Source organism: Spirosoma sordidisoli (assembly GCF_004138325.1).
Classification (GTDB): Bacteria; Bacteroidota; Bacteroidia; order Cytophagales; family Spirosomataceae; genus Spirosoma; species Spirosoma sordidisoli.
The window spans coordinates 405,840-431,119 of the sequence record NZ_SBLB01000004.1; the positions used below are offsets into that span (position 1 = coordinate 405,840).

19 protein-coding genes are annotated in these 25,280 nt (G+C 55.4%); 7 read left to right on the plus strand and 12 right to left on the minus strand.

The features are described 5' to 3' along the window. Positions 1-5: 5 nt before the first annotated feature. The 6 genes from EQG79_RS16595 to EQG79_RS16620 all read right to left on the minus strand — a co-directional run bounded on the left by EQG79_RS16595 (position 6) and on the right by EQG79_RS16620 (position 9,303). Positions 6-1,301 carry a monooxygenase gene (locus EQG79_RS16595; RefSeq protein ID WP_240699374.1) on the minus strand — a complete coding sequence of 432 codons (1,296 nt, stop codon included), beginning with the start codon at positions 1,299-1,301 and terminating at the stop codon, positions 6-8. A 13-nt stretch (positions 1,302-1,314) separates the two neighbouring features. Next, a complete protein-coding gene (locus tag EQG79_RS16600) occupies positions 1,315-2,007 on the minus strand; it encodes a hypothetical protein (RefSeq protein WP_129602683.1) in 693 nt (230 codons plus the stop codon). A 75-nt stretch (positions 2,008-2,082) separates the two neighbouring features. Further along, positions 2,083-3,810 (minus strand): SusD/RagB family nutrient-binding outer membrane lipoprotein, encoded by a 1,728-nt coding sequence (locus EQG79_RS16605; protein WP_077924350.1) that lies wholly within the window; start codon positions 3,808-3,810, stop codon positions 2,083-2,085. Between the two features lie 66 nt (positions 3,811-3,876). After that, complete coding sequence (locus EQG79_RS16610) at positions 3,877-7,170, minus strand: SusC/RagA family TonB-linked outer membrane protein (RefSeq protein ID WP_077924330.1); 3,294 nt, start codon at positions 7,168-7,170, stop codon at positions 3,877-3,879. A 416-nt stretch (positions 7,171-7,586) separates the two neighbouring features. Next, on the minus strand, positions 7,587-8,369 hold the full coding sequence (locus EQG79_RS16615) for a patatin-like phospholipase family protein (protein WP_077924329.1): 783 nt from the start codon (positions 8,367-8,369) through the stop codon (positions 7,587-7,589). Between the two features lie 73 nt (positions 8,370-8,442). Beyond that, on the minus strand, positions 8,443-9,303 hold the full coding sequence (locus EQG79_RS16620) for an MBL fold metallo-hydrolase (RefSeq protein WP_077924328.1): 861 nt from the start codon (positions 9,301-9,303) through the stop codon (positions 8,443-8,445). On the opposite strand from EQG79_RS16620, the gene EQG79_RS16625 reads away from it, so the two are divergent. From EQG79_RS16625 to EQG79_RS16645, 5 genes are all read left to right on the plus strand, one after another. Continuing rightward, positions 9,296-10,291 carry a helix-turn-helix domain-containing protein gene (locus EQG79_RS16625; RefSeq protein WP_240699375.1) on the plus strand — a complete coding sequence of 332 codons (996 nt, stop codon included), beginning with the start codon at positions 9,296-9,298 and terminating at the stop codon, positions 10,289-10,291. The genes EQG79_RS16620 and EQG79_RS16625 overlap by 8 nt on opposite strands. A gap of 102 nt (positions 10,292-10,393) precedes the next feature. Beyond that, a complete protein-coding gene (locus EQG79_RS16630) occupies positions 10,394-10,954 on the plus strand; it encodes a carboxymuconolactone decarboxylase family protein (RefSeq protein ID WP_129602685.1) in 561 nt (186 codons plus the stop codon). 94 nt (positions 10,955-11,048) lie between these two features. Beyond that, complete coding sequence (locus EQG79_RS16635) at positions 11,049-11,789, plus strand: cytochrome b/b6 domain-containing protein (protein ID WP_129602687.1); 741 nt, start codon at positions 11,049-11,051, stop codon at positions 11,787-11,789. Continuing rightward, complete coding sequence (locus tag EQG79_RS16640) at positions 11,786-12,586, plus strand: molybdopterin-dependent oxidoreductase (protein ID WP_129602689.1); 801 nt, start codon at positions 11,786-11,788, stop codon at positions 12,584-12,586. Before EQG79_RS16635 ends, EQG79_RS16640 begins: the two co-directional genes overlap by 4 nt. 55 nt (positions 12,587-12,641) lie before the next feature. Beyond that, positions 12,642-13,379, plus strand: a complete 738-nt coding sequence (locus EQG79_RS16645; RefSeq protein ID WP_129602691.1) for a DUF1223 domain-containing protein — start codon at positions 12,642-12,644, stop codon at positions 13,377-13,379. Between the two features lie 21 nt (positions 13,380-13,400). Here the strand turns inward: EQG79_RS16645 and EQG79_RS16650 are convergent, their stop codons facing one another. Beyond that, positions 13,401-15,833, minus strand: coding sequence for an alpha-L-rhamnosidase-related protein (locus tag EQG79_RS16650; RefSeq protein ID WP_129602693.1), 2,433 nt, complete (start codon positions 15,831-15,833; stop codon positions 13,401-13,403). 111 nt (positions 15,834-15,944) lie between these two features. Between EQG79_RS16650 and EQG79_RS16655 the strand changes: the two genes are divergently transcribed. Continuing rightward, positions 15,945-17,432: a xylulokinase gene (locus EQG79_RS16655; RefSeq protein ID WP_129602695.1), complete on the plus strand. Its 1,488-nt coding sequence runs from the start codon at positions 15,945-15,947 to the stop codon at positions 17,430-17,432. A gap of 139 nt (positions 17,433-17,571) precedes the next feature. Here the strand turns inward: EQG79_RS16655 and EQG79_RS16660 are convergent, their stop codons facing one another. Next, on the minus strand, positions 17,572-18,255 hold the full coding sequence (locus EQG79_RS16660; protein ID WP_129602697.1) for a DUF3431 domain-containing protein: 684 nt from the start codon (positions 18,253-18,255) through the stop codon (positions 17,572-17,574). Positions 18,256-18,393: 138 nt separating this feature from the next. Between EQG79_RS16660 and EQG79_RS16665 the strand changes: the two genes are divergently transcribed. Beyond that, complete coding sequence (locus EQG79_RS16665; RefSeq protein ID WP_129602700.1) at positions 18,394-20,526, plus strand: S9 family peptidase; 2,133 nt, start codon at positions 18,394-18,396, stop codon at positions 20,524-20,526. A gap of 225 nt (positions 20,527-20,751) precedes the next feature. Here the strand turns inward: EQG79_RS16665 and EQG79_RS16670 are convergent, their stop codons facing one another. The 4 genes from EQG79_RS16670 to EQG79_RS16685 form a co-directional block, all read right to left on the minus strand. Beyond that, positions 20,752-21,450 (minus strand): DNA alkylation repair protein, encoded by a 699-nt coding sequence (locus tag EQG79_RS16670; protein ID WP_129602703.1) that lies wholly within the window; start codon positions 21,448-21,450, stop codon positions 20,752-20,754. Positions 21,451-21,525: 75 nt separating this feature from the next. Beyond that, positions 21,526-22,983, minus strand: coding sequence for a cell division protein FtsZ (ftsZ, locus tag EQG79_RS16675; RefSeq protein ID WP_129602705.1), 1,458 nt, complete (start codon positions 22,981-22,983; stop codon positions 21,526-21,528). 87 nt (positions 22,984-23,070) lie between these two features. Continuing rightward, positions 23,071-24,486 (minus strand): cell division protein FtsA, encoded by a 1,416-nt coding sequence (gene ftsA, locus EQG79_RS16680; RefSeq protein WP_077922511.1) that lies wholly within the window; start codon positions 24,484-24,486, stop codon positions 23,071-23,073. Then, positions 24,483-25,256 (minus strand): cell division protein FtsQ/DivIB, encoded by a 774-nt coding sequence (locus EQG79_RS16685; protein WP_129602708.1) that lies wholly within the window; start codon positions 25,254-25,256, stop codon positions 24,483-24,485. Before EQG79_RS16685 ends, ftsA begins: the two co-directional genes overlap by 4 nt. Positions 25,257-25,280: the final 24 nt, after the last annotated feature.

Sequence of the window (25,280 nt, forward strand, 5' to 3'; positions counted from 1 at the left end):
GCCAACTACCGGATGTAGTAGAATACCAGGTTCATCATTTCGTCGGTGGAGTTCCAGCCGTAGCCGACGGTTCGGGCAGGCCGGTTTGGATTGAGCGGGTTCTGATCGGTATTATCATACTGCGCTTCGGCCAGGATAACTGTGCCTTTCGGCAAGGTCAGGGCCTGCCGAAAAAAATAGGTCAGCTGCCAGTTATAGTCCCAGGCCGGTATCTGTATCAGGTTGATAGCATCGCCATCGGGCGTGATGGCAAACGCTTTCACCGACTGGCCCAGTCGGTGCATATGTGGCATGACCGATAACAGCCGGATACTGTCGGGCAGCGGTCCGAACTTCATATAAAAAACAGGTTTTGTATTGGCCGCGAGCCGGAATGGCTGGTTTGTTACGTCATTTTCGGTCAGGCTGAGGGTTCGTACGACCCGGTCGACGGGCTGTCGGGCCAGATACAGACGAACTTCCGACTGATCCGTCTCTTCTTTAGCCGAGGGCGCGTAATGAATGTTGAGAATGAGATCGCTACCGGCCCGGATCCGTTTGGCAGCACCAGCTGGAAACGTGACTCGGTCATTACCGGGTACCCACCCGTACAGAAACTCATCAGCCAGGGGCGTCCGCTGAAACTCGCGTAGTTTAGGGTCCGCTTCGGCAATTCCATTGATGGCGCTCATTGTACCGGTCGAGTCGACCATCAGTCTGCTGTGGTGCACTAGCTTCCGGTTGCCCGGCACGAACTCGATGGCCTCTACCCATATGTCCCGCGTGAGGTTCATAGGCACATGAAAATACCGAAAATCTTCCTGCCCATCGCCCCGAACTAGGTATGGTTTCATACGAAACACCAGGTCTGGCTGGCGGGCTGTAGCCGCCAGGGAAGCAGCCTCTTTTTGTCGGCTGACCGCTGCTGGGGTTTCTCCTTTTTTCATACCGCCCCGCACCCAGGCCTGAATAGTTTCTATGTCGGCGTCAGATAACCCGCGTTCGTTGGCGTAATGCTGAAACTGCCGGTCGGCCGGAAATGGGGGCATGTAGCGCGTTCGGGTTACGCTGGCTATGAACTTACCTCGCTTAGCCACATCGTCATAGGTAAGCAGGCGAAACGGCCCTACCCCACCCGTATGATGACAGGGGGTAGTACAGTTTCGTATAATGATCGGCTGCACATCGGTCAGGAACGTAGGTACCTGAGCCAGTCCTGTGCCCTTAATGCCAATCAGTATTAGCCAGCAGTATAGCGTACGCATCGTCCGAAGATAAATAAAAAGCAGCAGACCCATTGCTGAGCCTGCTGCTTTAAGCATGTTCGAATGCCAGTTAACGAACGGTGAAGCTCAGTCGGCAGTTCGCGTTGGCCTGAGAAACAGGAGTCGGATCGAGGCAGATGCTGTCCTCGTTCCATACCCTAAAGACAAGCCCATCGCTAGTCGTCAGCTCCCAGGTTACAAGGAAAGCGTCGGCATTAGCTACCGGTTTGCCTCCTACAACCAGGGGCCCCTGCAGGCGGGCGCCCGCCGGACGAGGCCGGGCTGGGTTTTCGAAGACTTTAACAGCGTTGACTTTATCATACTTCACCGTAGCATCTTTGTACAGGTTGTAGATTTCAGCGGGCGTGATCGAGAAGTTGTTCCACTGACGGTTGGCCGCCGGCGCATCAATCGTTTTGACAACCCGGCCACCACCGCCTAATGCTACCGTTTTGGGGTTACCATCGGGATCCGTGTAGGACTCGATCATGTCGACCTTGATAGCTATTTTACTAACTGTCAACTTATTATCGAGAGACACCCAGCGGATCTTGAAATCGATCTTTGAGTTATCCTGCCCGGTGAGCGGGAAGTTTCTGGCATTGGCGGCAATGTTGGCTTTGCCCGCTTCGGCAACACCATCAAAAACGCCCCAACCGTGTACGCCTGGCTCCCAGGGCTTATTTGGATCAAGTGACTCATCGCGGCAGCTGAGCAGTAGCGTGATAGCTGCCATAAACGAGTATGTAAAGAGTTTTTTCATTGCTATTCTTAGTTTGTCGATCGGCTGAACCTCGCCAGATCATTGGTTTCGAGGTTCAGCTGATCATAATCTTAATTAAAATTCCCACTTCACTTTCACCTTGTCCCAGAAGACAGGATCGCGGTCAAAAACAACGTCAGTGATGTATTTTGATGCGTTCGGGTTAAGCGCGCCCTCCGACTGCGGATAGGGTAACCGCAGTGCGTATTGACGGGGAGGCTTCGAGATAGGAGCCTGAATACCGACAGACAGCTGTCTGAACTGGCTTTGGATGGGGTAACCGGTCCGGCGCTGGAAATTCCAGATGTCCATCCCCTGCCCCCATGAGCAGAACCAGATCTGCTTGGCTACTACGTTCAGCTTCGCCTGATTGGTCGTTGCTGCATCGTACAGGTCTAACCACGATTTCACGTACGCATCTACCTCGGCGGTAGCAGGTGTTTTGGCTTTGCTCGGGTCCGACTTAAGCCCCTGCGCAACCACCACGGCGATATGCTCACGCATCGCGGCCTCAAACAGCGCGCGGGCGTCGCCGGTGACGCCGGTTCCATCGAGGATGGCTTCAACCTGGTAAAACTTGGTATTCCAGCTGTTAATAATAGGCCACTGCCCGTTACCACCATAGTTCAGGGCAGCCTGCCCGGTCAGCGCTACAGCCGCCGTACTACGGTCTGAATACACGCCACCAGCGGGGTAGGTACCGGGCGCAGTCCGCAGAGGACCATCAGCCGCAGCACCCGACACGTCGGCCCGGTCACGGCCGAAGTAGCCGGCAATGTAGGCCAGGTCGGCGGCCGGAATAGCACCGGTGATGTTAAACGCTCTCCTGTATTCTGACAGGAACGATTCACGCAGGGGCAGATATGACCCGCCGAAGGGCGTAGTGCCGCGGTCGGTTGGGTTGTTCTGATCCAGGATCCGCGATGTTTGCCGGTAGAAATAAAAAGGCAGACGCGGGTCTTTGTTCAGAATCATTTCACCCATCAACTGGTGGTTGATATAGGTAGGGTCACCCTGACCGGCGTACGTAAAGTACCAGGGGTGGCGGTTATCGACCGGCGAAACCTGGGTTGAGTACAGATAAGTCCAGTTCTGAGCCGGGGTCGTAATATACCCACCGGCATCGAACGCGGCTTTCAGTTCGGCATTGCCGTTAGCCCGCCCTTTGCGGGACGTCAGCAACAAACGTAGCTTAACGGTTCGGGCAATCCGGGTCCAGGTAGCAGCATTGCCCGAGCCCATATAGTCGCCACCAACGGCCACAGGCTGCGGCTTGGCCAGTTCGACAATTGCCTGATCACACAGTTTCAGGAGATCTTCGTATATATCGGCATCCTTATCGAACTTGGGCGTCTTGTTAGGCTCGGCGCTGTTTCCTTTCCAGGCCTCTGTATACGGCATATCGCCGAACATATCCACATAGTTACCCACCGAATAGGCTTTCAGTACCAGCGCGATGCCGCGATAACGGGGGTTTTTGCCATCTTCGGTAGCACGCAGCATCTCCTCGATGCTTTGCAGACTCTGGTAGGCGGCATTCCAGGTACCCTGAAAGCTGGTGTTGCTCAGGTTATACGAGTCGTTAGAACTCCAGAGACCCGCAAAACCCATGGCGCTTCCATTCACCGCATTAAACGCATTGATAGCTGCATTTTCAGCTACAGGCATAAGCAGGGCTAGCGAACCCGATGCAGGACGGTTAGGATCTTTGTTAATATCCAGTTCGGTCATGCTACAGGAACTGGCCACACTGATGATCCCGGCCAGTGTTAGTGTCCTGAATACATTCTTATAGTTTGTCATGTACTTCTCTGAGTAATAGTTGATCATCGAGCTGAAACGCCGGGTAATTGGCGTTTCAGCTCAGAGTTAGAATGATGCGTTGAGGTTGATGCCAAAACGACGGGTAGATGGGGAAGCGCCCAGATCGAAGCCCTGAATGTTTGAGTCAGCGAAGTTCGACAGTACCTCAGGATCGAAGTTGAGCCCTTTCAGCATATTGGGCGCGTAGAACCACAGGTTACGGCCCGATGCCGAGATCCGTAGGCTACCCAGTACCTTAGCATACCGCTGCAGGAAGGCCTTGGGTACGCTGTAGCCCAGCGAAATCTCCCGTAACCGGACCACAGAGGCATCGTAGATATTGACCTCGTCGGCACCGTAAGCACCGTATCCGTCGGTGAAGTGATACTGGAAAGCAGACATGGCAATGGTATTTTTGATGGGCTTGCCATCATCACCCACCAGTGGCTTATACGTAGCCGGGTCACCCAGCACGCCCGGAATTACCCGCATTCCTTCGCGATCTTCCGAATTTTTCAACTGACCACGGAGCAGAAGCGAAGCCGCTGTACTTGAGAACAGGCTACCGCCAGCTTTGTAGTCGGTCAATACGCTCAACGTGAAGTTTTTGAAATTCACCGTGTTTGTCCAGCCGATGGTGTAGTTGGTATTGGGATCACCAATGATGGCTGACTTGGCCGCGCGGATCGGCAGACCGGTCGATGGGTTGATCAGCAGGTTTCCGCTTTCATCACGGGCATTGACCGAACCGATGATCTGTCCGTATGGCAGGCCATTCCGGAAAATTGTTCCCAACGACGAGAGACCGGTACCGCCGATGAAAATTTCACCACCCGGACCCGCATCTTCTACCAGTGAGCGAATGCGTGTGTAAGCAGCAAACGACGTCCAGGTAAACCCGCTGGCGGTCCGAATGGGCACGAGCGTAAGGCCAATTTCCCACCCTTTGTTGGAGATTCTACCGGCGTTCGTGATCTCCGTAGAGAAACCCGTTGCGCGGGGCAACTCACGGGTTACGATCAGGTCGGTCGACACCCGGTCGAAGTGAGCGACGTCGATACCGATCCGGTTGTTAAAAAATTGCAATTCAGCGCCCAACTCAACTTCAGCCGTAAACTCAGGCTTCAGGGCAATATTGTTCAGCTGGCTGGGTAAGCCCGCTACCGAGATGGCGGTACCGTTATAGAACGTACGGCCCAGGTTGTAGGCAGTAAACACCTGATACGGATCAGCATCTTTACCTACTTTAGCATAGTTAGCCCGGATTTTACCAAAATTCAGAATGTTTTTGGGCAGGTTTAGTACGTCAGTGAAGACGAACGAGCCCGACACGGCCGGGTAATAATAGCTGTTATTACCGGCAGGCAGCGTTGACGAATGGTCTTTCCGTACCGATGCCGTTACGAACAGGTAATTGTTATAACCCAGCGTTAATTCACTGAAAATACCGTACAGACGACGTTGAGACCGGTAATCGGCAGCTGTTTGGTTCAGCGTACCGCCAATGGTCAACACGTTAGGATCGATAACCGGCGCACCCGCAATACCCGATTCACTGTAGGTGCGCTGGTTGGGGTTGAAACCAAGCAACAGCTTGGCATTGAAACGCTCCGAAAAGTCGTGCTGCGCCGTAGCCAGGAAGGTAAAGTCCGTCTCTGTTCTGGTCAGATCCTGTCTCAAAACCGATCCCAGTGGCACGAACGTACCGCCAGGGCGAATCACGTTTTTGCGGGTTTCAGAGTAGGTGTTGATACCACCCCGGGCAGTCAGGTTCAGCCAGGGAGCTACATCGTAGCTCAGGGTCATGTTTCCATATATCCGGTTCACGCCTGAGTTGTAGAGGTTGTATTTAGCCGTCCAGAGCGGGTTATCCAGTGCGCGGTAAAATACGTTTGATCCATCGACCGGGTTCTCAAACGGATAGCCGCTCAGATTGTAGTTACGGGGCAGGTAGAACAACCGGCCGTAGATAGAGCCAGCAGAAGCCAGTCCACCATAATCAGCGTAATAACCGGCTCCCGACTGTGGGCTCTGCTGGTTGGTGTTCGTGTAGGCCACACTACCCGCTATGTTGATATTGTTGTTCAGCGTAGCGTTACCACCAAAGCTAAGCGTGGTACGATCGGTAGATGAGTTAGGGATGATCCCTTCGTTCTTCATCCGCGATACCGACGCGTTCAGCGACGTTTTGTCGCCCGTCGACGTGATCTGAATGCCGTTTTCCAGTACTTTACCCTGCCGGAAAAAGCCGCCGATAATGTCATACGGCACCAGTGGAACGGCGATACCCCGACCATTGGCCTGCAGCAATTCCGGGAAGGCGGTCTGATACCGCGCAGCGCCGTACGGAACCGTAGCATCGACCAGTGGGTGCGGAATGGTGCCGGCCGGATAGTCCGGATCAATTACTTTAGAATACCGTTCAAAACCCAGCGCAGCATTGACCCGGTCTACTTCGGCTGGGAAAACCGTTCCCCAGTTTCCGATAAAACCACCGTTGTAGGTCTGGTTGGAGCCCTGCGTGTAGGTGTTTTGATAATCAGGGATGGTCGATACGTTCTCTACAGAATAAGACGTGTTAAAGTTAACTTCCAATCCTTTACGGGCTGATTTGCTCCCCGATTTGGTGGTGATCACGATAACCCCGTTAGCCGCACGCGAGCCATACAGAGCCGACGCAGCAGCGCCTTTCAACACTGTCATCGTCTCGATGTTGTTGGGGTCGATATCATACGCCCGGTTGGTAGAAACGGTGTTCTGGTTGTACCCCTGGTTTCCGTTTACCGAGTTGTCGAACGGAATCCCGTCTACAACGAACAGAGGCTGGTTGTTACCTGTAAATGAGTTGTTACCCCGAATCGTGATACGAGTACCCGCTCCAGGTGCTCCGTTACCAGCCGTAATGTTTACGCCCGGAACCTTACCCGATAAAGCGCGCAATGGATCCGGCTCGGAACGCTGCTGGAGCAGATCGCCCTTTACGTTGGTGACCGCGTAGGCCAGCGCTTTTTTGTCGCGCTGCTGACCAAGTGCGGTTACCACCACTTCGCCCAACTGTTTGGCGTCGTTAGCCAACTTGACATCGATCACCGACCGGTTCCCGATTTCAACTTCCTGCGAAGCTGAGCCTACAAAACTGAAGACCAGTTTCGTGGCTTTGTCCGGTACAGTGATCGAGTAAGCACCGCTGGCGTCGGTGTTCGCGCCACGCGTGGTGCCCTTAACCACTACCGACACCCCGGGCATTAACGAGCCATCTTCGGCAGCCGTTACCTTACCCGTAATGGTTCGCTCCTGCGCCCATACAGGAACGCAGAGTGAGCATACTAACAGCAAGCCCACAAGTAAAATTCTACTCATACTTGATTTAAGTTAGGTTAAGAAAACACTGTAGTTATTACAAAAGTAATAAAGCTGATTTATCGGGCAAATTCTTTGTCTAATATATTTTAAACAATCTTTTATTCTGACTTAATACAAATAGATAGAATATTATTCTAAAAGCCATCTTTATACTACTTAGTAATTAATACTCTATTTACTATTTATCAACACATTAAAATAACTTATTTAGTAAGTATGCTTAAGTATCTTTCTAAAAGAACTTGGAAAAGTTAAACTACGCCAACTGACTCAGAGGGTTTTGCCAATTGCCCGATTAGCAGTTATGTCCTATTTCCGCATCTCTTGCCTTATTGAATCGGCCAGAAAAGCAACATGCCGGAACATGTGTCCCGGCATGGCAGAAATAAGTTTGTCCAGTAAACTGATTGGCTTTATATCGATTCGTTGTTCATGGGTTGCGAGAGGGCTTTATCGATAAAGCCAGCCATGGAACGTGCGTGCTGATAACCGATCCGGAATAATTCGCGCGCTTTGCTGACATCGGTGGGACTGTAGCCAGCCAGATCAGCCGGCTCAATCAGCACTTGACAGCGGTTGAACTTCTCCCTGGTTTTGCTTTGTACCGCCAGAATCAGGCTGCGCTCAATGACCCCCCGCATGGACCGGATCGGCTTGGCCAGCCCAAACGGGTTCGTATGCGATGCAATGACCAGGTCAACCTTGTGTTCGATTACTTCAACGGGCAGGTTATTGAGAACGCCCCCGTCTACGTACTGCCGCTTATTGATCAGTAGTGGTTCGAAGATACCCGGCAGACAACAGGACGCCAGCACGGGTCGGATCAGCTCGCCCTGATCGAAAACAACCTGCTCACCTTCATTGAGGTCAACCGCCACTACGTGCAGCGGTATCTGCAGCCCTTCGAATGAATCATGCGGTATGTACTTCTTATATAAGTCGACGGCCGTATCGATGCGGAGCAACCCCATACGGTTCCAGGCCGGACGCAGATGCCGCACGAACGACGACGATTCAATAATTTTCAGGCTCTCGTCCGGCGTGTAGCCGTTCGCCAGTAACGCCCCGGCAATAGCTCCCGCGCTGGTACCCGCAATCTGATCGAAGCGAATACCCATTTCCTGCAAGGCTTTGATTACACCCAGATGGGCAATGCCACGGGCGCCCCCGCCCGATAAAACCAAACCGATTTTCATACTGTCTGACGTATTGGTCAGATAACGGTACGTACGGACATTTGGTTTGTGTCGCTCCTGTCCGCCAGCAGACTTACAACCAGTCGGCCAGCCGCCCCTTGTCTTTCACCCGAATGCCCTTCTCGGTCCGCTCAACGGTGGCCGCTTCGCAATAGGGATCGTGATCGAAAACGAGGAGCCAGTCTTCGTCGACAGCGCGCTCGAGGAAGGTCGTTTTCTCATCCATGGTCAGCAACGGGCGCACGTCGTAACCCATCACGTACGGAACCGGCACGTGGGAAGTCGACGGAATCAGATCGGCGCAGAACAGCAGGGTTTTGCCGGCTGTCTTTAGCCGGGGCATCAGCATTTTCTCGGTATGGCCGTCGACGTATAGCAGTTCGATGCCCGGAATTCCCAGCTCGCTCTGATCCGAAAAGCGGAGCTGGCCGCTTTCGTGCAGCGGCATGATGTTTTCCTGGAGGTAGGTAGCCCGCTCACGGGGGTTAGGCTGCATAGCCCATTGCCACTGGCCACTATGGCTCCAGTAGGTGGCCCTCGGAAAGGTCGGCTCCAGGCGGGTGCGGCCCGTATCGGCCCAGCGAACGGCTCCGCCCGCATGGTCGAAATGCAGATGCGTCAGCAGGACGTCGGTCACCTCGCTCAGTGCGTAGCCGGCTTGCTCAACAGCCTGCACGAGTGTTTTGCCGTTGGGCAGGTCATAGAAGCCGAAAAATTTGGCATCCTGCTTATCTCCTACCCCGGTATCGACCAGCACCAGCCGGGGTTTGCCGCTGGCATCGGTCGTTTCGATGAGCAGGTTACGCAGTGCCCAGTCGCAGAGATTTCGGTCGTCGGCCGGATTGGTGCGCTGCCAGAGGGTTTTCGGGACAACGCCGAACATAGCGCCCCCATCGAGTTTGAAGGGGCCGGTATCGAGGGTATGAATGATCATCAACGTAAGGGTAAGCAATGGAACAAAGGTAAAGCGCGTCAGGAGTATTTATATATTTATAGCCTCCGTCTGGCTCACCTATACCGATTATGGTCTGTACCTACACCTTATGGTCTATACCTACACCGAACCGAAAACGAATGGCGTTCTACAGCTGATCTGCCGGGAGAACGGTTTCGGCCGCCACTTTTTCAGCGACCGACTGGGTAACCGGCATCCTCAACGCCTGCTGACCATTGCCTGGAATACGGGGGGAGCGCAACCGGTCACGATCGATGGAGTGACATATGCGTTTCCGGCGCAGACGGTGTTACCGCTCATGGTCAATCAGTCGTTCGGGTTTGCCAATCCCGACGCGGTCGTTGCCTGGCAGTTCGACCGGGATTTCTACTGCATCGTTGACCACGACAAAGAAGTCTCGTGCGTAGGCTTTTTGTTCTATGGCGCCCGGAATCCGCTCTTCCTGCAGCTTAGTCCAGCCGAGCAACGCAAATTCGAAGCGCTGCTGATGGTATTCGACGACGAGTTTTCGACCCGCGATACCATTCAGGGCGAAATGCTGCGGATGTTGCTGAAGCGGCTGATCATTAAGCTGACGCGGCTGGCTAAAGAGCAGTACCTGAATCCTGACTTATCCGAAGCCGACCTTAACCTGGTGCGCCGGTTCAACCTGCTCGTTGAGAACCAGTACCGCAGCCTGCATACCGTAAGCGCATACGCCGACCTGCTGAACAAATCGCCCAAAACCCTGGCCAATCTGTTTGCCCTCTACAATCAGCAAAGTCCGCTGCAAATTATTCATGAGCGCATTGCGCTGGAGGCCAAACGGCTGCTGCTCTATACCGATAAGTCGACCAAGGAAATTGCCTTCGAGCTGGGCTTCGATGAAGTGTCGCATTTCAGTCGGTTCTTCAAAAAACAGACCGGTCAGCCGCCATCGACGTTCAAAAAACTGGGAATACACGGCCTGGCAGCTTCTGCTGGCTAACCATCGGGAAGAATTGATAACAGGGCGGGAAATACATCCATTTTCGGGTGGCTTCACTGGCTGCACCTTTGTCTTGTCAATTCACCATAACACAACACGACAATGGCAACGTTTCACGTACCAACCCGCGACCAGGTCTCGGCCCAGAACCAGCAACTCTTCGACAACCTGCAAAAAGGATTAGGCTTTGTACCGAACCTGTACGCCACGTTCGGCCTGTCTGACAATGGCCTGGGGGCTTACCTCGCCTTTCAGCAAAGCCAGACCAAGGGTGTTTTTAAAGCCAAAGAGCGGGAGGCTATCAACCTCGTGGTCTCTCAGGCCAACAACTGCGTCTACTGCCAGGCAGCCCATACCGCGCTGGGCAAACTGAACGGGTTCTCCGACGAGCAGATGCTGCAGCTACGGGCGGGCCATGCCGATTTTGACCCCAAACTCGATGCGCTGGTGAAACTGGCTAAAGCCATCACCGAAACGAAAGGTCATCCCGACAACCAGCTGATCGACCAGTTTGTAGCAGCCGGTTATGCGCAGAGCGCCCTGGTGGATCTGCTGCTGCTCATTGGTGATAAAGTCATCTCAAACTACCTCCACAGCATCACCCAGATTCCCGTCGATTTTCCGGCCGCGCCCGCTTTGACTACCGAAGCCGTAACCGCCTGATTGATGGCCGGTCGGTCGTAGCGGAATCGGTACCTATTTTGTTTGCGTACGTACCGGCAAACCGGTAGCTTACGTACCCGAATCTGCCTTTGTCATGAAACGCATCGTTCATAAACACCCGCTGGCCATCCGCTGGTTTCACTGGATTAACTTCCCGGTCCTGTTCATCATGATCTGGAGCGGCCTGCTCATTTACTGGGCCTATGACCCGTACAAAATCGTGCTGGGCGACTGGACACTGATCTCCTTCTTTCCGGACGGATTTTATAAAGCACTGGGATTATCGCGCCGACTGGCCGAGGGTATGGCGTGGCACTTCGTGTTCATGTGGCTCTTCCTGCTCAACGGGTTGCTGTACGTAGGCTATACGATTGTATCGGGCGAGTGGCGCCACCTGGTCCCGAACCGTCACTCCTTTCGGGAAGCCATTCAGGTTACGGCCTATGATCTGGGCCTACGTAAAACCCAGCCGCCCTTCGTCAAATATAACGGTGCGCAGAAGATTGCGTACTTCTCGATCATGATCATGGGCGCCGGGTCTGTTCTGACAGGATATGCCATTTACAAGCCGACGCAGTTTTACTGGCTCACGGCCCTGTCGGGGGGCTACGAAACCGCCCGGCTGATTCACTTTGCGCTGACGGTCGGGTACGTGCTGTTTTTTGTGGTGCATATTGCGCAGGTGATCCGGGCGGGCTGGACCAACTTTCAGAGTATGATTACGGGTTTCGAATTACAAAAACCCGACGACCCTGGACAGCCGCTTCGGCCGGCCCCCGAGCCCCAACCCGACCCCACCCCCGCCCCTGCACCCATACACCCTGCCCTGTCATGAAAATCGATGACGAACCCAAGCTCCCGGAAAGCGACGCTCCCGAATCAGCCATACGTCGTCGAACGCTCCGCTCGTTTGGGCTGTTCGCGCTGGCCGCCACCGTTCCGTTCGGCGTTTATTCGTGGATTAAAAGCAGCCCGAAGGTCCTGGGCATGAAAAAACCGTTGCGCCGGGTACTGGATGCCAACGAACAGATTGCCCGTACGTATTTCAGCAACACTAACCTGGTTAAGACCTACCTCCGCGAAGAAGCGGCTAAACAACCGCGCGTAAACGGCTTCGACGGGTTACGCGCACCCCTGCCGACCGACTGGAAGCTACAGATCGACCGGCCAAACCAGGAGCCGCTCCTTCTTACCATGGACGACGTCCGGGCGCTGCCGAAGCAGGAGCTGATCTATGATTTTAAATGCGTGGAAGGCTGGAGTCAGATTCAGCACTGGGGTGGCGTGCGGCTCTCCGATTTTCTGGAGCGTTACAAACTCGGCACCAAAAGCGGCAATGTCCCTACGCCGGACAGTCCGACCGATCTGTATTCGTTTGTCGGTATGGAGACGCCTGACAAAGGGTATTATGTGGGTATCGACATGGAAAGTGCGCTGCATCCGCAAACGCTACTGGCTTACGAACTCAACGGGCTGCCGATCAACAACCAGCACGGCGCCCCCATCCGGCTGATTATTCCGCACAAATACGGCGTCAAAAATCTCAAGCGCATTGGCCGGATTTTCTTCTCCGACACCCGCCCGCGCGACTTCTGGGCCGAGCGTGGTTACGACTACTATCTGGGTCTGTAAAACGGCTTGTGTACCGTTCACAGCAGCCCTGCATCATCACTCAACAACGTGACTCATGAACGCATTTTTCTGGCTGGCGGTGACCCTGCTGCTGGCCCCAGCCGAGTCGATACCAGCACCCGTCAAACCAGCCGCGCAGCCGGTCGTGGTGCTGGAGTTGTTCACCTCGCAGGGCTGCTCCAGTTGCCCACCCGCTGACCGGGCTTTACAGGAAATCACTGAAAAAGCCGCCCGCTTCGGCCAGGCGGTATACGGCCTGTCGTTTCACGTCGACTACTGGAACCGGCTTGGCTGGCAGGACCCGTTCAGCAGTCGGCAATTCACCGATCGGCAGCGGCAGTATAACCGGCAGCTACGTACGCAAACCTATACGCCCCAGCTGATCGTAAATGGACAACAGGACATCATTGGCGGCCAGCGAAGCCGCATTGAGCAGGCTGTTGCCGCCATTCAAAAACAACCGGCTTCCTCATTTGTAACAGTAAACGGCCAGATGAGTCGTACGGCCAAAATCCTGACGGTGACCTATACGCTGTCGGCGAAAGGGCCTTACCGCGTCAATATCGCCCTCGTACAGAAAGAAGCCCGTACCGCCGTCGGCAACGGAGAAAACGGGGGGCGAACGCTTGTCAACACCAACATCGTACGGCAGTTCAGGACCATCGACCAGGCGGGGTCGTCGGGCAGCGCCACCCTGGCGATACCCAATGGCCTCGGTCCAGATCAAAGCAGCGTACTGGTTTACGTTCAGCGAACGGACAACGGACAGGTTGTTGGCGCCAGCTTGCTGTAGCCGACCCGACAGAAACTGGTCTTATAAACTTACCGTCTGCGTGCCTCCTTTCAGAGGGAGACTTTTGCCTTTCCAGCGCAGCGTACCAGTCATTTTCTCGGGTAAGCTCACGCTGCCGGTCAAACCGCCCGCTGCCGTTTTCTGGAAGCTGACAGCAATTTCACCCTGCGGATGAGGCACGCGGCCATCAACACGGGTCAGCGTACCGAAGGCCGGCTCGATGCGCACCGTGCGGAAGCCCGGCTCGGCAGGCTGGATGCCGCAGGTCGTCGACAGGAGCGCATACAGGGGCGAGGCACTCCAGGCGTGACAATCAGAGCGGGTTGGTTCTGGGTTTTCGGCGAAGGTAGTCAGGCCAATAGCCAGCATATCGCGCCAGGGCTTGAGTTGCGGCACCAGCTCATCGCCCAGACCCGTTTTCTTCAGAGCCTCGAATAGGTAAAACTTGAAATAAAAGGTAGCCTGAATGATATCCGTAGCGGCCATTGTTTTTGTCAACAAAGCCACCTGCTGATTTTTCGGCACAGCGTCGGTCAGGATCGCCAGCAGATTGGCATGCTGGCTGAAGCTGTTTTTCGCGGGTGTATCGGCCAGCAGGCCCCGTCCGGCATCCCAGCATTGGGCGTAAACCGCCTTGTTCAGCCGACGGGCTAGCTCGCGGTAATGCTCGGCGCGTTCGTTCTGACCAAAATGGGCCAGCAGATCGGCCGCGCGGAAATAGGTATAAGCCTGTTGTAAAGTTAAAATGCTGGACCCACCCTTCTTAGCGCCCGGCGGCACCCCACCCGCCACCTCATCTTTCGCGTTCTGCCACTTGGCCCAGTCCACAAAATTCCACCAGAGCAGCGGCCCATTCAACCCGTTCTTATCGAGCCGCTCTTCGTGCCAGTTCAGCACGCTCAGTACGCCGGGCATCATAGACTTGACGAAGGCATCGTCGGACCGGTGCATCCAGTAATCGTGGATCATGCAGACCCAGAAGAGCGAAAACGTCGGTATTACCTGAAAGTCCGCACTGGGATAGCGGCTTTGGGTCAGCCCGTCATTGAAGCGGCTGTGGTCATAATCGAGAATGGCTTTGCGCATTAGCCGGTCGTCACCCGCCACATACAGCGAAATCAACGACTGTACACGCGTATCGCCGGTATACTGCAGCTGTTCGTAATAAGGGCAGTCGTAGTAGGTTTCGCCCGCACAAAGCCGGGCCGTTCGCCAGCCCACGTCCCAGATCCCCTGCAACGACGAGTCGCCACGCGTAGACGCGCCCGGTGTGGATGTTGTTGATGTGGGCGCGTTTGCGGTAAACGTTCCTTTTTGCTCGAATGGGTAGCCGGTAAATTGCCCGACGAGGTCGTTCAGTACGAGCGGTTCGTCTTTGGTTTCTACCGTCAGCTGCAGGTACCGATACGTCCGGAACCAGAGTGGCCGAAACGTACGGCGGTCCGACCCGTCGGCTATGAACTGATCGTCGAAGCCGCGTAACGACCGGCCTTCCACCTCGTTCCGGTTTCCTTTTTTACCGGCTGCGTCGATCAGGGCTTCGGCATAGCTCAGGGTGATTACCGCGTTTTTGCCACGGCTTACGGTCAGTTCCGGGTAGGCGTTTGTCAGCACCCCATTGTCAAGCAGAAAGACCGCTTTTTTATTAGCAGTAACGGTTACGGGCGCTTTTCCCTGCAAGAAGGCGGCCTCCATCTGTCCGTTCTCTATCCGCCGAACGGCCGTCAGTCGCTCGGGATGTTCTTCCATCATCGGAATCTGACGGGGTACCAGCCCCCAGTTCCCATCGGTGCCGAGTCCGCGGGGCTTGGTTGGAAAGCCAAACGGTTTGGCCGCCAGCCAGGCACTGTCGTTGAAGTCGGGTTGCTCCCACCCCCAGGGATAACGGGCCGCATCGACCCGGTCGCCATCACCCGCTACGATGTAGGTTCGTAGTTTGGGGATATCGTTCTTGATAGGCGAGTAAGCCGGGTTCTGATATACCTTCCAGCTGGCGTCGGTGTTGGCTATTTTTTCAGCCTCGGTGTCGCCCTGCAGCACGAATCCGGTCTGGTAGCTCATCTGCGCGAAAGGAATGCCCTCGCCCATGTTCCAGACCTGCGCGGCCAGCACATTCCGCCCAGCCTGCAGATACGGCGCCAGATCAATCGTTTCGTAATTCCAGTTCTGCGTATCGCTGCGGGCCGGCCCCAGCAGCACCGCCCGACCATTCACAAACAGTCGATACCGGTTATCGCCCGAAACATGTACAACGAAGCGGGTCGGCTTTTGCGGCAGGTCAATGGCTTTTCGCAGGTGAAACACCCCATACTGCCGGGCCGGCGCCGTTGGGTGCAGAATCCAGCGCGCAGGCCAGTAGGTAGTAGTCCAGTCGGTAGTTGCACTGGCAGGAGCTGTTGTCTGAGCCAGGGCAGGTACCGAAATCAGTACGAGAAGAAGCTGTCGGAAGTTCATGGGTACAAAAGTGAATAAACCCAAGTAAATAATGATTAGAGTCGGGTTTTAACCAGCTGGCCATTGTATTTTGCATGCCGATCAGATATTCACAGTTTATCCTCGCTAGTTATGTATTTTCTTGGCTTCGACCTCGGCTCATCGTCCGTCAAAGCGTGTTTACTCGATGCCGAAAGCGGTAAAGCCGTAGCGTCGGTGTTCTTCCCCGAAACCGAAATGGCCATCGATTCGCCCCAGCCCGGGTTTGCCGAACAGCAGCCTGAGCAGTGGTGGCATAATGCCTGCCGGGCCAGCCAGGCGGTACTGAAACAGGCCAGCGTTCGGCCCGAGGACGTCAAAGCCATCGGCATCTCGTACCAGATGCACGGGCTGGTGGTGGTAGACAAGGATATGAACGTATTGCGGCCTTCCATCATCTGGTGCGACAGCCGGGCCGTTCCGTACGGCAACCGGGCCTTCGATGACCTCGGCCGCGACCGGGTACTGAAACATCTGCTCAACTCGCCGGGCAATTTTACAGCCGCCAAACTGGCCTGGGTCAAAGCTAACGAACCCGACGTATACGCGCAGGTAGCCCACTTCATGCTCCCCGGCGATTACCTGGCGGCCCGCATGACGGGCGAGATCGTCACAACGGGATCGGGTTTGTCAGAAGGAATCTTCTGGGATTTCCAGACTAACGAGCCCGCGCAGTTTCTGCTCGATTATTACGGCTTCGATGCATCGCTGCTGCCTACCATCCGGCCTACGTTTGCTCCCCAGGGCGAACTAAGCAGCACGGCAGCCGCTGAACTGGGTCTTGCCGCCGGAACGCCCGTTACCTACCGCGCGGGCGACCAGCCCAACAACGCTTTCTCGCTCAACGTACTCGAACCAGGCCAGATTGCCGCTACGGCGGGTACGTCTGGTGTCGTATACGGCGTCAGCGACCGGGCCGATTACGACCCCAAATCGCGGGTCAATACGTTTCTGCACGTCAGCCACCGCCCCGAGGCTCCACGCTACGGGGTGCTGTTGTGCGTAAACGGAACGGGTATTCTGAACAGCTGGCTCCGCAACCAGGTGCTGCGCCGGACCATCAGTTACGATGAGATGAACCGCCTGGCCCACGAAGCACCCGTTGGTGCCGATGGCCTGGTTTGCCTGCCGTTCGGCAACGGCGCCGAACGCGTACTCGAAAACGCCGATCCGGGCGCGTCGTTCCACGGCCTGCAACTGACCCGCCACGAACTGCCCCACCTGATCCGGGCCGCTCAGGAAGGTATCGTTTTTGCGCTTTATTACGGGATTCAGGTTATGGAAAGCGTGGGCGTTGGTCTGCAAACGATCCGGGCCGGCGAAGCCAATATGATGCTCAGCCCGCTCTTCCGCGACACGCTGGCCAACCTGACCGGGGCGGCTATCGAGCTGTACAATACCGACGGGGCGCATGGAGCCGCCCGCGGAGCCGGACTTGGTCTTGGCTATTACAAAACCGCGCAGGAAGCCTTTACCGGCCTCCACGTCACTAAAACCATCGATCCCAACATCCGCGATCAGGAACGGTATCGCGACGCGTACGGCAAGTGGCTAACCCAGCTGGAAAAGACCGGCTTGTAGATAATTGGCGTTGCCGACTACCCCTTTACTCATCCCTACAAACCGACGGCCAGTGATCGAAACCACTGGCCGCCGGTTTATAAGGCCTCATGCGCCACAAGACAGTTTCTGCATTTGCTTACAGCAACTGGCCTCAAACTCACTGAAGCAGATCAGGCGTCTGGTGTCGCATCGGCTTCAGATGAACCGTTTGCCGACCGGCCAGCCATTGGCGGTCAATACCGACCAGGCCAAATACCAGATCCCAGCTCCGCTCAAAACAGTGGGCTGCGTCAAGAAACGTGATCGATACAGCCAGAGCCCGCTCGTAAAAGGCGCGCGTTTGCCGACGCACTACATCGCGATGAACGGCAAACTGAGCACCCAGCACAAAGGTGTACGCTGGCGGTCCGTCAGTGTCGAACAACGCCCGATGAAAGCCGCGCAGATCGAGACCGCGCCCGTCTTCGTTCTTGCTCCAGGGCCTGAACAAGCGGTCACCCTGATCATCGTCGGTATCGATCAGGTGGCCCAGCCAGCAAAACCCCAGCGGACTGATCGCGTCGGGAGCATCGGCAAAGGCCCGCAGGGTTTTCTTGAAATCGAAGGCATGGTCAAACGGTTTCCCCTGGCAGAAGATGGTCCATTCGGCCAGCGTGTCGTAGCGCTCAACGAGGTGGTGGAGGTAGGTATGGGCCTCACGCCCTACGTTGGGAAGCACAAGCGCATCGGGGCCCGCCGACCCATCGGCACTTTTATCATAGACGGTTACGTGCAGACTGGCAGGGCGTTTCCGTAGCCAGGCCAGGTCTTCGGTATAGCGGGCAACAACAAGTTCTAGCATAGGCGATACTCGCAGAACAGCAGAGGTCGGGCAAAGTTCGATCCGTCGATTGGTTTCTTCCTGTTGGCGAGTCGGCCGCATCGCCGGGGCGCGCAAACAAAGCGTATCTTTACAAACTGACCTCTTAAACGAACTGCTATGAAGGGAACGTGTTTACTGATTATTACCACCCTCACGCTGCACAGCATGACTCAGGCACAAAACGTACAGCCCCCCAGGGCCGCTATCAAGCCCAAAGAACTCACCATTCACGGCGACACCCGCGTCGATAATTACTACTACCTCAACGAGCGCGAAAATCCGGACGTAATCAACTACCTGAAGGCCGAAAACGCCTACCTGGACCAGGTACTGGCGCCGGTAAAGGGACTGCAGGACAGACTGTTCGACGAGATGAAGGGTCGCATCAAACAGCAGGATGAATCGGTTCCCTACAAAGAAGGAGACTACTACTACTACACCCGCTACGTAACCGGTGGCGAGTACCCGATTTACTGCCGCAAAAAAGGCGCGCTGACCGGTACCGAAGAAGTCATGTTCGACGGGAACGCCCTGGCCCGCGGCCATAACTACTATCAGCTGGGCGGCTATGAGGTGTCGGACAACGACGAACTGGCCGTATTCTGCGAAGACACCGTAAGCCGACGACTCTATACGCTGCGGATCAAGAACCTCAAAACCGGCCAGATCTACCCCGAGATCATACCCAATACCGAAGCAGGCAGCTTTGCCTGGGCGGCTGATAACAAGACGCTGTTCTACATCAAGAAAGACCCGCAGACGCTGCTCGGCTATCAGGTATTCCGGCACGTGCTGGGCACCAGTCCCGAGCAGGATGTGCTGGTCTACGAAGAGCCGGATAACCAGTTTTACATGGGGCTGGGCCGTTCGAAATCAAAGAAATACATCACAATCGGCGTCGATCATAATGGTGTCGCTACGGAATACCGGCTGCTCGACGCCAGCAAACCCACTGGGGCCTTTACGGTATTTCTGCCGCGCGAGAAAGGACACGAATACGACATCGTTCATTACAAAGACAAGTTCTACGTGCGGACCAACTGGAAGGCAGAAAACTTCCGGCTCATGGAAGTGCCGGAAGGCAAAACGGCCGACCGGAACGCCTGGAAAGAAGTCATTCCGCACCGGGCCGACGTGTACCTGAGTGACCTCGACGTGTTTGCCAATCACCTCGTCCTGGGCGAACGCAAAGCAGGCCTGACCAACATTCGGATTATCAGCCAGAAAGGGACCGGCGATCCGGCCAGGGCCGACTTTTACCTGCCGTTTCAGGACCCGGCTTACGTGGCAGGCATCGGCTACAACCCGGACTTCAACACGAACGTGGTGCGCTATACCTATGCGTCGCTGACCACCCCAAGCTCGACCTACGATTACAACATGGACACCCAGACCGCCACCCTGATGAAGCGTCAGGAGGTACTGGGTGGCTTCGATCCGGCCAACTACACCTCCGAGCGTATTTTCGTAACGGCCCGCGACGGTGCCAAAGTGCCGGTATCGATCGTGTACCGGAAAGGAACCAAAAAAGACGGCTCGGCACCCCTGCTGCAATACTCCTACGGCTCTTACGGTATCAACATGGAACCCAGCTTCAGCTCGACCCGCCTGAGCCTGCTGGACCGGGGGTTTATTTACGCCATGGCCCACATTCGGGGCGGTCAGGAGATGGGGCGTCGGTGGTACGAAGACGGAAAGATGCTGAAGAAGAAAAATACCTTCAATGACTTTGTCGACGTATCGCAGCACCTCATCAACCAGAAATACACCTCGCCGGATAAGCTGTTTGCTATGGGCGGCAGCGCAGGTGGTCTGCTGATGGGTGCGGTCATTAACCAGGCGCCCCAGCTCTACCGGGGCGTTGTAGCCGCCGTCCCCTTCGTCGATGTAGTCACGACTATGCTCGACGAAACCATTCCGCTCACGACGGGTGAATTTGAAGAATGGGGCAACCCCAAGCAGAAGGTTTACTACGACTACATGAAATCGTATTCGCCTTACGACAACGTCACGAAGAAAGCCTATCCCAATCTGCTCGTGACCACGGGGCTTCATGACTCGCAGGTGCAGTATTGGGAACCCGCCAAATGGGTTGCCAAACTCCGTACGCTGAAAACCGATACCAATCAGCTATTGCTCCATACCAACATGGAAGCGGGCCACGGGGGTGCTTCGGGCCGTTTCCAGGCCCTGAAAGAAATTGCGCTGGAGTACGCCTTCATGCTGAATCTGGTCGGGGTGCAGCAGTAAATAGCCATAGTGCACGACCATTGTACAGGCGTGTCGCCCTATCAGCGGCTGAAGTTCAGTACGTTCTGACAGCTACTTATTCCGTCCGGGCTTTGCTGGCAGAAGAAGATTACGTCTTGGATTTTGTGCTAATTTTTGTCGGATCGGGTGCCATGTTAAAAGCGCACCCGATCCGACGAAACCGTCCTGTTGTTAACCAAACAGGCTGAGTACCGTGCCATCACCTTACAGCTTCAGATAATACTGCCGACGGGCGGAGTCAAATTTCTCGATGGCATAGCGTAGAGCCGTACGCGGCATCTGCCGGATGTGGTCGTGCAAAAACTCCTCCAGCGCTTCGGGGCTGCGTTTACCCACCTCGCGCAGCATCCAGCCAATGGCTTTATGAATCAGGTCGTGTTTATGGGATAGAAGTAGTTCGGCCAGGGCAAACGTATCCGCAAACTGTCCTTTCCGGATAAACGCCAGTGTCGACACCATGGCTATTCGCTGGCTCCAGAGGTGATCCTGCCGGGCCAGATCGTACAGCACCGATCGATCGGTATGCAGGAGATACTCGCCCAGAATAGCCGGGCAGGTCACGTCTACCAGATCCCAGTTGTTGACATACTGTCGATTGGCCAGGTAGCGGTCGGCCAGGTCAGCCCGACCGGTTATCCCTGTTTTTCGGGCCTGATACACCCAGATAAGCAGGGCCGTCATCCGGCATTCGTGGTACGGATCGTGGAGCAGCTGCTCCACGTCATCGGCCGGTAGCAACCTGAACTGCCTCGCAATCGCATGCTGCTGCGGCATCGAGAGCCCCAGGAACTGGTCGCCCTCGCCGTACTGGCCGGGCCGGGTCTTGAAGAAACGAGCTACAAACGAAGCCCGTTCGGGTTGTTCCAGCGCCAGCAGCGCCGTCTTAACGTCGGTATGGGTCACGGCAGGGTCGGGCTTAACGCAAAAGTCCGGCAATTGCGCTACCGCAACCCCGGACTTTTGTATGACAATGACTAATTAATCGTTCAGTTTCGAGCGGACGAACTCATGTTCGGGTAGCATCGGCAGCGAATACAGCAGCGTCTTGTTCCGCTCGAACGTAGGCCGGTCAAGTTCGGTGGCGGTGTATTTACCATCCACAAACGTCCGGATCATCCGTTCGATCAAGTCTGCGTCGCTCGGGCGTTCATCTTCGTCGAGCAGTAAAATACCATTTTCGTCATGCTGGTGGTTAGGCCGCATGCCCGCGCCCGGCAGCGTGTCGGGCCGGACGATGGTGGCGCCGTTATAGCCGGTTGGTGTCAGCTGCCGTTCATCGACTGCTACCACCACGCCTTCCGGTTTGGGAGCTACCACCGGGTCGATGATTACAGGATCGGCAGGGAATAGCTCGGTCGGCTCGGTCGCATCCTGTGGCTGTTCATCGATCACCTCTTCCAGCTCTTTCTCCGGCTCCGCAATGAGTTCAGGTTCAACAACCGTGTTCTTGAGCTGATCCATCAGCGTTGATGTCCCGTCGAAGCCAGCCGCAATGATCGTGACGCGCAAACTGTCGCCCAGATTCTTGTCGGTAATAGCGCCAAACTTGAACATTCGGGCTTCGGTCTGAATTTTCTTGGCTACATGCTCCGAGATGGCCATCTGCTCCTTCAGTCGCATGGCGTGTTCCTTACTCGACGAGATCGTGAGCAGAATCCGTTTAGCACCCCGAATGTCATGATCGTTGAGCAGGGGCGAGTTCAGAGCCGCTTCGATAGCGCGTAATGCCCGGTCTTCACCAGCCGCTTCGGCCGATCCCATTACCGACTGACCCGCGTTTTCCAGTACTTTCTTAACGTCGGCAAAGTCAGCGTTGATGTCGCCCTGAGTCGTGATGATTTCGGCAATACTCTTTACCGCGTTGGCCAGTACATCATCGGCATGTGCGTAGGCATCCGTCCAGGTCAGTTCGCTGTAGAGTTCGGCCAGCTTGTCGTTCAGAACGACCAGTACCGTATCGCAGCTGCGTTTCAGCTTCTCGATCCCTTCGCGAGCCTGTTCTTTTTTGTCGGTTCCTTCAAAGTAGTAGGGCGCCGTGACGACAGCTACTGTCAGAAGTCCCATTTCGCGGGCCACCTCGGCCACTACCGGCGCAGCACCGGTTCCGGTACCACCGCCCATACCCGCCGTAATGAACACCATCTTGGTCGGTGGCGCCAACAGGTTTCGGATCTCATCGATGCTGGCACGGGCCGCATCTTCGCCCGCTTTGGCTTCGGTACCTGCTCCCAGCCCATCGCCCAGTTGCAATTTGGTTGGAACGGGGTTGTTCATGAGTGCCTGACGGTCGGTATTGCAGACGGCAAAATTGACGTCCTGCATCTTCATGTCAAACATGTGCTTGACGGCATTGCCGCCCATGCCCCCTACCCCAACCACTTTAATGATTGTCGGATTGTCATCCGGTATGTCGAATCTATAGCCCTGACTTTGCATGTGTGGGTCTGTGGTGTCTGTTTCGATAGTTGGTACTGCCTGAATGCAAATGAACCGGCTTGGGGCCGGTCTCCCCTCGCGGGTCGGTTAATAGGGGTCGGTTTCGTTACCGCGAATCGGTCGCGTTACCTTACGGAGCCAGCCCAGCAAACCTCCGCCCTCTTCGGGCGCCTTCTCGGGGACAGGTGCTTTCTCTACCTTCTCGCGCACCGGCGTTGGTGGCGGACCGTATGTCGGCTGGCGGGTTGGCACGTTGGCTGGCTCGTCGTTATAGGCGGCCCGGTTGGGATCGCTGATAAACGAAATCCGATTATCAATGGTCTTATAACCAGCCCACACCAGACCCACGGCCGTAGCATAGGCAGGGTCGCCCACCAGATCGGCCCGACCGTTGGGTTCCAGATGCTCGGGATAGCCAACGCGCACTTCTTCAACGCCCGTTACCCGCCCAAATATCTGCTCAACGCCGGGAATCAGCGCCGTACCACCGGTCAGGACAAGCCCGCCCAGCAGTTTGCCTTCGTAGCCCGACCGAATGATTTCAGCCTGAATCAACGCAGCAATTTCGCGCAGACGATCTTCAATAATAACCGCTACATTCTTCAGTAAAACATCTTTAGGACGCCGGTTGCTCAGACCCGGTACCGCCACCACTTCGTTGAGATTGTACTCACCCGGTATGGCACTGCCGAACTTGCGTTTGAGCTGCTCCGCCTGATTGGGCAGAATTTTACAGCCCGCCTGAATATCGGACGTCAGGCTGTTACCGGCCCACGGGAACACCGCCACATGACGAAGCACGTTGCGGTAATAAATAGCCAGTTCGGTCGTGCCACCACCAATATCGACCAGGGCCACGCCGGCGTATTTTTCTTCATCAGTCAGTACCGCCAGGCCCGACGCCAGGGCCGACAGCATCATCGTTTCCTGCTCCAGATTGTTTCGGGTAATGCACTTGCGTACGTTACGGGCCGCGTTGGCCTGCGCCGTAATGAGCTGGAAATCGGCCCCGAGCTTTACGCCGTTACGACCAACCGGCTGATTGATATTCGATTCGTTATCGACCATGAAATCCATGGGCAACACGTGAATAATCTCTTTATCGGCCGGAATTGACGTACGGTTTCGGTACATATCGCTCAGGAGGTGATCGATATCCTCAATCTGAACTTCATCACCCATCGACGAGCGCGTGATGTTGCCATTCGCCTTGATCGACGTCACGTGTGCTCCGCTAAAGCTAACGTTGACCGAGTGAATGTTCAGGTTCGACTGGTTCGATGCTTCGGCTACGGCGCGCCGGATGGCGTTTACCGTGTTGTTGACGTTAACCACCGACCCTTTCGTAACCCCATCGGCCAGAGCGGTTTCTCCCACGCCCAGTACTTCAAGCGTTTCCTGTTCTCTGTTGTTACGAACCAACCGGCCAGCCACCGCACACACTTTGGTGCTGCCGATGTCGAGCCCGACCACAATTTTCTCGTCACTTCCCGTTGTTGTCATTCGCACACGATTTGATTTCGGTACTGAACGTTTACCCGGCTGTAGCGATCCCATCCCTTAGCCGGTAAAACGTCGGTATATACTAACTTCAATTTCTTAAACTTCGCATCCAGATCGGCTGGCAAGCCAAGCTCGATTCGGTGGTTTCCCACCTGCGGCCACATGGTTACCTCACCCTGCTCATCGACCGACAGTTCGGCGATCTGCGCCCGCCAGAGCGGGTCGTCGGCAATGTACCGAAGCAGGCCAAGTAAAGGCTGGTTCCGTTCGCTGGCCAGCGAGCGGTTCCGTTTAAAATACGGCCCGGTCAGGATAGGCACACGAGCGGTATAATTCATCGAGATCGGAAAGAACCGACCTTCTTCGCTAATGTACTGCCCCGAGACGGTCCGAACCCCTTCGCTGTCTGTCATCAAACGAGCAACAGGCCTGGGCTGTTCAACACTGACGAGTAGATTTCCCATTAAGTCTCGGGATACCTGACAAGTTTTTACCAGCCCATGCTGCCGTAAGCGAACTTCCAGCTGCCGAAAATCAACCTCTTCGTACTGTTTACCAATTACCGGGTCAGCTCCGCCGTTTGTTAAGTACCCCGTCACGTCCCGACGCGTCAGAAACTGGTGACCGTCAACCTGATTAAGTTTTACAACCACCGCACGAACCCGTTTCTGATCCTGCCGCACTTCGGTGAAGGCGATCAGACCAAGCAACGTGACAAGCCCGCCGGCCATGTAAAACCACTTCCTGGTTGATTTAAAGGTAGAAAACATCTGCGTATAAGCTAAGTCATTATC